This window comes from Mucilaginibacter sp. P5_A6 (assembly GCF_056400585.1).
Map to the genome: position 1 here is coordinate 129084 of NZ_JBFUKZ010000024.1, position 6469 is coordinate 135552.

At 42.1% G+C, this 6469-nt stretch carries 4 protein-coding genes and 1 pseudogene; all 5 read right to left on the reverse strand.

Annotated features, from left to right (window positions below; translation table 11 throughout):
• Window positions 1–415 precede the first annotated feature (415 nt).
• Window positions 416–715: pseudogene (locus AC1DO4_RS22395) on the reverse strand (beta-L-arabinofuranosidase domain-containing protein); the annotation flags it as partial.
• A 34-nt stretch (window positions 716–749) separates the two neighbouring features.
• On the reverse strand, window positions 750–986 hold the full coding sequence (locus AC1DO4_RS22400; RefSeq protein ID WP_477419798.1) for a beta-L-arabinofuranosidase domain-containing protein: 237 nt from the start codon (window positions 984–986) through the stop codon (window positions 750–752).
• Between the two features lie 299 nt (window positions 987–1285).
• Window positions 1286–3334 carry a galactocerebrosidase gene (locus tag AC1DO4_RS22405; RefSeq protein ID WP_477419795.1) on the reverse strand — a complete coding sequence of 683 codons (2049 nt, stop codon included), beginning with the start codon at window positions 3332–3334 and terminating at the stop codon, window positions 1286–1288.
• A 326-nt stretch (window positions 3335–3660) separates the two neighbouring features.
• The gene (locus tag AC1DO4_RS22410; protein WP_477419796.1) at window positions 3661–6096 is read right to left on the reverse strand and encodes a glycoside hydrolase family 2 TIM barrel-domain containing protein; all 2436 of its coding nucleotides are present in this window, start codon (window positions 6094–6096) and stop codon (window positions 3661–3663) included.
• 5 nt (window positions 6097–6101) lie between these two features.
• Window positions 6102–6469: glycoside hydrolase family 97 C-terminal domain-containing protein (locus AC1DO4_RS22415; protein ID WP_477419797.1), on the reverse strand; the 368-nt coding region annotated here is incomplete at its 5' end.

The window sequence follows — 6469 nt, forward strand, 5'->3', positions numbered from 1 at the left end:
CTCATTTTCTTTGCGAATTCGTGTATATTTTGGTTAACTCATGGGTGTTTTTTGACTATTCTATCTGCGGTGATCAAGGTACTCCATTTGAACATTTAGAGGGTATTTTGAGTGTAATTCGAGAAGTATACAAAGAGAGAAAGAATAAGTTAGATGAATAGCTGTGGCTATGGCTGGATAACGGTGCAGAATCCGCACCGTTTTATCGACGAATTGACTGAAATAAGCCACTTTTCAAAAACTCTCTCATCCGAAAGTAAATCCGAGTGGGCACTAACACTCATGGGCTTTCGACGATTATAATCAAACGGGTCGTTTAGGTTGTAGTTAATCGTTAGCCATTAAGGAATTATTCGAATTAATTAAGTATCGAATGTAACAGTCTATTCATTCAGACGAACTACGGTACTTCAACTCAGATTGTTATCAAAGAGATAGAGTGTGGCAATATGTCCAATAAAAACGAAAACATTTTATTAGGATCTTTTGAAATTTTGTAGAGTTTATACAAAACATCATTCATTGCACCGGGTTCGTTTGCAGGATTCGCCGCCGGGGTGTAAAGTACCTTTTCAATGGTTTCCTTATCAAGCCTGGACATTCTGTTATTGACATAAGCCGCCATTTCCACGACCATCCCATATGCCTTCTTGTTTTTGGTACGCACAAAAACATCCAGCAGGCCCTGCATGATCTTGTGATAAGTGTAATATGGTGCCCATACACCGCCCTACATTTTTTCCAATGTGTCAAATTCGCCTTCCGGAAATGCGCTTAAGTAACCGCTGCCCAAAGCTTGCGGAAAGATAGTGTCCCGTGAAATGGCCTCTCAATCCAACATCCGGGGCTTCCCAGCCTTCAAGAGGCTTGGCGTTAGAGGGCAATTTTGCATTTACCCTAAAATTGTGTAATAACCTGTCGGGGTCAAGAGATTTAACATACCTTGTGTTCAAGTCTTCTCTTGTTTTATAAATGACGGTTTTAATACAACCGAAGCATCAGGGAAGGACTGCGCTTTCTCGATGACATTATTGACCTCCTGGCTAAATGTTTTTAAATAACCAAAAATGTATAATGTTGCAACCGCTAATAATCTAATTTTCATCGCGAATTTTTAATTTGTTTTATAAGATCAATCAGCACCAATGAGGTATCGCGTCATTCCTTAGCCAGTGCTGCCAATAGCGCACAAGCTCAGCAGATGCACAAAACCAGTCCATAAGCTTACCAAGGCGGGGGAAACGGAAGTAACTTCCGCTCCCGAGTGGATCGTTCGCCGACAGAATTATTTAACGATATAAATCGGCAGTTGTCCTGGTGCTGCAAGAGAAGGCTTCGGCACAGGGGCATTTCTGCCCTTGATCAATAAATTATCGTAAAAAGGTGTACTGAGCTTTTTACCGCCACCGGCAATCAGTCCTGCCATTCCCTGGGTGTACAAGCCATCCGTCACTTGTAGTACCTGCTTTTCATCAACGAATGCGCTAATAACAGCTCCTTCGAATTGGAGTTTCAGGTTATGCCATTGACTGTGGCTGATATTTGAAAGTTGTATTTCACCAAGCACCTTTTCCCCACCTTCGCTTTCATCGTTTTGTTTTTTGATAATTGCTTGTTGTTCAGCATCCCCGGTAAGCTCCTTTTTATTCCCTTTTCCCCTGGTTACAATTATGCTGCATTTGCCATTGTCTTCAAGCTGTAGGTAATAGCCTTTTGGAATAAAGCCATACCCGGTACCAACGTGATTGACCCTGCCCATAACCCCAACAGTATCGCCAGCATTTAAATAAACATCAGCGCTTACTTCATAATCCTTCCACTGTGCATCACCTAAAATACTGTAAGGTCGCCAGTCTGGTGCCCAGGAGATGGTTCCCTCCGGAACAACCTGGCGCAGGCACTTGCCTTTTTTATCCGGGCGTTCGGTGATCTCAAACGCATCGACAATATCGGCAGTGTAGCGTGGTAAATGCCCCCATGCTTTAGGCGAGGAATATTGTTCAAATGTTTCATAATATGGAAAAGGGAAGGGCTTGGAATCGGGAATATTAGCAAAGCTTCCTTTTTGCTGCCCTGTAGTAGTGGAAAGAGAGTAAACGGAATTGGGTTCTAAAGTAAGTGTAAATGTGCCTTTTGTTGGTTTTATGCCAGCTTGCTGTACAAAATGCTCTTTCTCATTACTACGCCATACGCAAAGCTGTTTTAGAGACAGCCCCTCGCCGATCTGAAAACGAATTTGTTGTGGAGCTTTTGCGTTTTTTGTTTCGATGATGATGCTGTAATCCTTTGCGGGCGATTTTAAGGTTACTAAAGTTCCGCCACCTTTAAGGTTAACACTACCCCCATTCAGGTATTGCCATCCAACTTTCGAGAATTGCCCATAATGTGCATAACCCCACAAAGCCTCGCGTACCTGGTAATGCCCGCTCCATGGCGACTGTGCCAGCATAGCAGCAGGGTCTTCTGAGTATGGCTCGATAGGGTAAACACCGGCAATATCATACCAATTCACAATCTTGGTAGCACCGCTTTGAATATAGTTGCGGTTGAAACACTCTACAATACTGATCAGGCAATCGAAGCCTTTCTTATAAACATGATCCTCAGTGTTCCAGATAGGTTTATCAAGTTTCTGAGCCATCTCCTGAACTTGTCGGGAAGCGGTGTCTCCTTCATAAAATGTGTGAGCGCTGATAATATCTATGGAGTTGCGAAGCTGCTCATCTTTGGAAAAGTCCTTAACGAAGTCTAGTTTGTCTTTCCACCAGAGATCAAACCCATGAAGCTTAATTTTTTCAAAGCCGTTGGCATTAAGGGTAGAACGGAATGTCTTCGCAAAATTGTAGTCAGATCCCTTTTCATTGCGGCAGCCGATGGCATCTAATTCAAGGCCGTAAACTTTACGAAGCCCCTGCAGCCACTTAACGTAATAATCGGCTGCATCCTGCGACCAAAAATTTCCGTTCCCAACCCATGCGGGAGCGCTCCACGCGGTAGCATCGAGGGTAAGATCGGGATTGCGCTTTTTGGCTTCCTGTAATATCCACCAGGTGTAGCCCCGGGAGTAATCAAGATCGTTACGCGTGTGCATGTGGCTCGGCATGGACCCCTGCGTCGAATTACCATCGCCGGGAATCTCAACAAGCAGTGCGCTTACGGAAGCTCCAAATTTTGGCTTATAAAGTAAGTCGAGAATCTGACTGCGTTGGGGTTCGGGATAATCCTTCAGCAGTACCGATGTAGCGCCTCCCCCATTTACCACACCAATTCCATCGAAACGCTTTCCCCCGGCATTGCCCTGTAGTTTCACCGTCTGGACAGAATCCTGATACATAATTCTCTTCTGTTGTGCATTAGATTTAAAGAAAAATAAAAGAAGAATTAGAGATACTGAATTAAAAATTGCTTTCATGAATCGGTGTGTATGTGTTAAAATAAATAAGACCGCTGATGGGCGTTGCTTTAGCTGGCACATGCGTGCGCCAACTCGGGATTAGTTTGTACACTTGCTGATCTAAAGGCAGTAACTATATACAAAATGAACAGATTGAAAAATTTAAGTTTCATGTATTTATCTTTTATAATGCATCAAATTTTTGCTACACACAAACCTATTCCGTGTCCTGTCCCCTGACTTCAATAAATCTCTTTTTACTCAAATCAGGGCTTAACTGTTTTGATATTTAAAACAGCCTCAGGTAAACTCGGCGAACTTACGGTAAGCTTAATATCGCCAACATTGTGCGTACTTCTAATGACCACTAACGCGCGTCCCTTCCATGCATTGCGTGAATTGCCAACGTATTGATCGAAGTCTTGCAAATCGGCATTATCAACTCCGGCAATTACACCCGGGCCTTTAATTTTGAATTGCAAAGGGTTCGCGGCATTCGGTTGAATTATTCCATTCTTGTCTGTTAATTCTATTGTTACATAAGACAAGTCTTGTCCATTTGCCAATATTACTTTCCGATCGACAGTTAGTTTTATTTTTGCAACATCGCCGGAAGTTTGCAGAACTTTTGATTCAATTTCTTTATCATTTTCTACACCCACAGCTTTTAAAATACCGGGTGAATAAGGCACAGAAAATGTAGCTTTAAACTGCTGCTCCTCAGCCGTTGCTTTTTCTTCAATGAGTTTGTCATTGAGATAAAGTCGAACTTTGGGATATTTTGAATAAACTTCAACCTGAACATTTTTCCCTTCAAACTCCGGCCATGTCCAGCTTTCCCAGGTAGGCCCTGACGTCCACCAATTGCCTTTAATTTCCAAAGAAGGTTTTTCCGGCTCGCGTACTGCCATATATAATTTTTCGGTATTGTTATATAACAGACTTCGATAATGTGAAATAGGTTTTCTCCAACCAATCACATCTATGTCGCCGCAATAGCCTCCATGCCATGGATACATTTCGGGTGTCTCAACATTATAATACCAACCGCCTATTCCTGATTCTCCCAGATAATCCATAGCTGTCCATACAAAATCTCCKATAAMATAATTATTGTTTTGCACCATCTTCCAATTGTMAAAAGCATCTTTCGCAAACGACTCTGTCTGAAGAATAATACGTGAAGGAACTCGCTTATGGTCATCCGGTGCGTTGTTCATTTTGTAATTATAACCGGCAACATCGTGTACCGCGAACAGCGAATCAAAAATAGTCCAGGGTTTATCATTTAACTCACACACAGCGGATGTAACAGGACGGGTGTTATCTATTTTCTTCAGTGCTTTTGCAAGCATTGCAGCGGTTTCTACAGCATGAGGTTCGCCCCTCTCCACTATTTCATTGCCTATGCTCCACATAATAATCGAAGGATGGTTCAGGTCCCGTTTAACCATTGCTTCCAAGTCACGTTGCCACCACATGCCAAAATATTTGGAATAATCATTATCGTTTTTTCCCCATTTCCAGCAATCAAATGATTCATCCAGCACCAGCAGGCCTAATTTATCACAAGTGTTTAAAAAAGCTTCGGAAGGAGGATTATGTGAAGTTCTTACCGCATTGAAGCCCGCGGATTTAAGCAACTCAATCTTTCTTTCCTCCGCACGATCAAAAGCGGCAGAGCCCAGGCAGCCATTGTCATGATGTACGCAGCCTCCATTTATTTTTACTGTTTTCCCATTAAGTTGAAAACCGTTTTCTGCAGTAAACTTTATAGAACGTATGCCAAAATTGGTTTTCGTATCATCCACAACCTTGTTATCTTTTATTATCTGCACCTGTGCTTGGTACAAACTGGGAGATTCCGGTATCCACAGCAAAGGATTTAAAACCTTGATGATCTGAATAACTTCCTGTTTGCTCCTGGCAGGTAATTGTACCTTCGTTTGATTATCCGCAACGCTTTTAGAATTTCCAGCTAGTATCTTGGTTTTAAGGATAATATTTTGAGGCGAATTTGTTTCATTCTCTACTAAAGTTTTTATCTGAACGCTTGCCTCTTTTGAAGACACCTCGGGAGTTGTAATGGCTACGCCCCAATTGTCAACATGTAAAGCGTCAGTAACCATCATCCAGACATGCCGATAAATACCTGAACCACTGTACCAGCGGCTGTTCTTATGTTGGGAATTGTTTACCCTTACTGCAATGACGTTTTCCTGGCCAAAAGCAAGATGAGGCGAAAGGTTATAACTAAACGATGAATAGCCATAAGGATATGTTCCCAGCGATACCCCGTTAATAAACACTTCGGAATTCATGTAAACCCCCTCAAAATAAATGGAAACATTTTTACCTTTCCATTCTTCAGGAACTTTGAAAGTTTTCCGGTACCATGCTACACCGGCCGGAAAATATCCTCCATCTTTCCCTGTCGGATTTTTACGATCTATTTTTCCTTCAATACTCCAGTCGTGTGGTAAGTCGAGCTTACGCCAATTCTTCTCGTTGATTTTTTTTGATGCGGCTGTTAAAGGATCTCCTAAAAAGAATTTCCAATCATTATCAAATAACTGCTTTCGATCAATGCCAGCAATATTTTGCGCGTAACTTGAAAAAAAGCAGCTTGCCAAAAGCACGAACACCGACGCTCTTAGTTTTGTATAATAGGATTTGCTTGTATTTGAATTTAGCTTGCACATATTTATTAAAGTGTGTTTGAGTCTTTGTCGCTGATCACCCCTGCAAAGCCACCCATAGGAAGACATTGAATTTGAAGCGTATTTGATTTTTTCACATTTTTGGTTTCGCTTGCGATTGATTTGGTATCAGCTCCGTCTTTGAATAGTTGGAAAGAATAGTTCGAGCTGCCTAAAAAGTTTAAATTAAGATGGAGTGTTTGCGGAGTATCTTTCCCGTTAAGCCCGGCAACATACCAGAGCTTGCCTTTTCTTCGGGCTATAACAACCATTTCGCCCGGGTAGCCGTTGATTAGCTTCGTTTCATCCCAGGTTGTGGGAAATCCCATTAGGAATTTACGGGGACCTTCAGCCAAATCATAATAAGCAGAAGGCC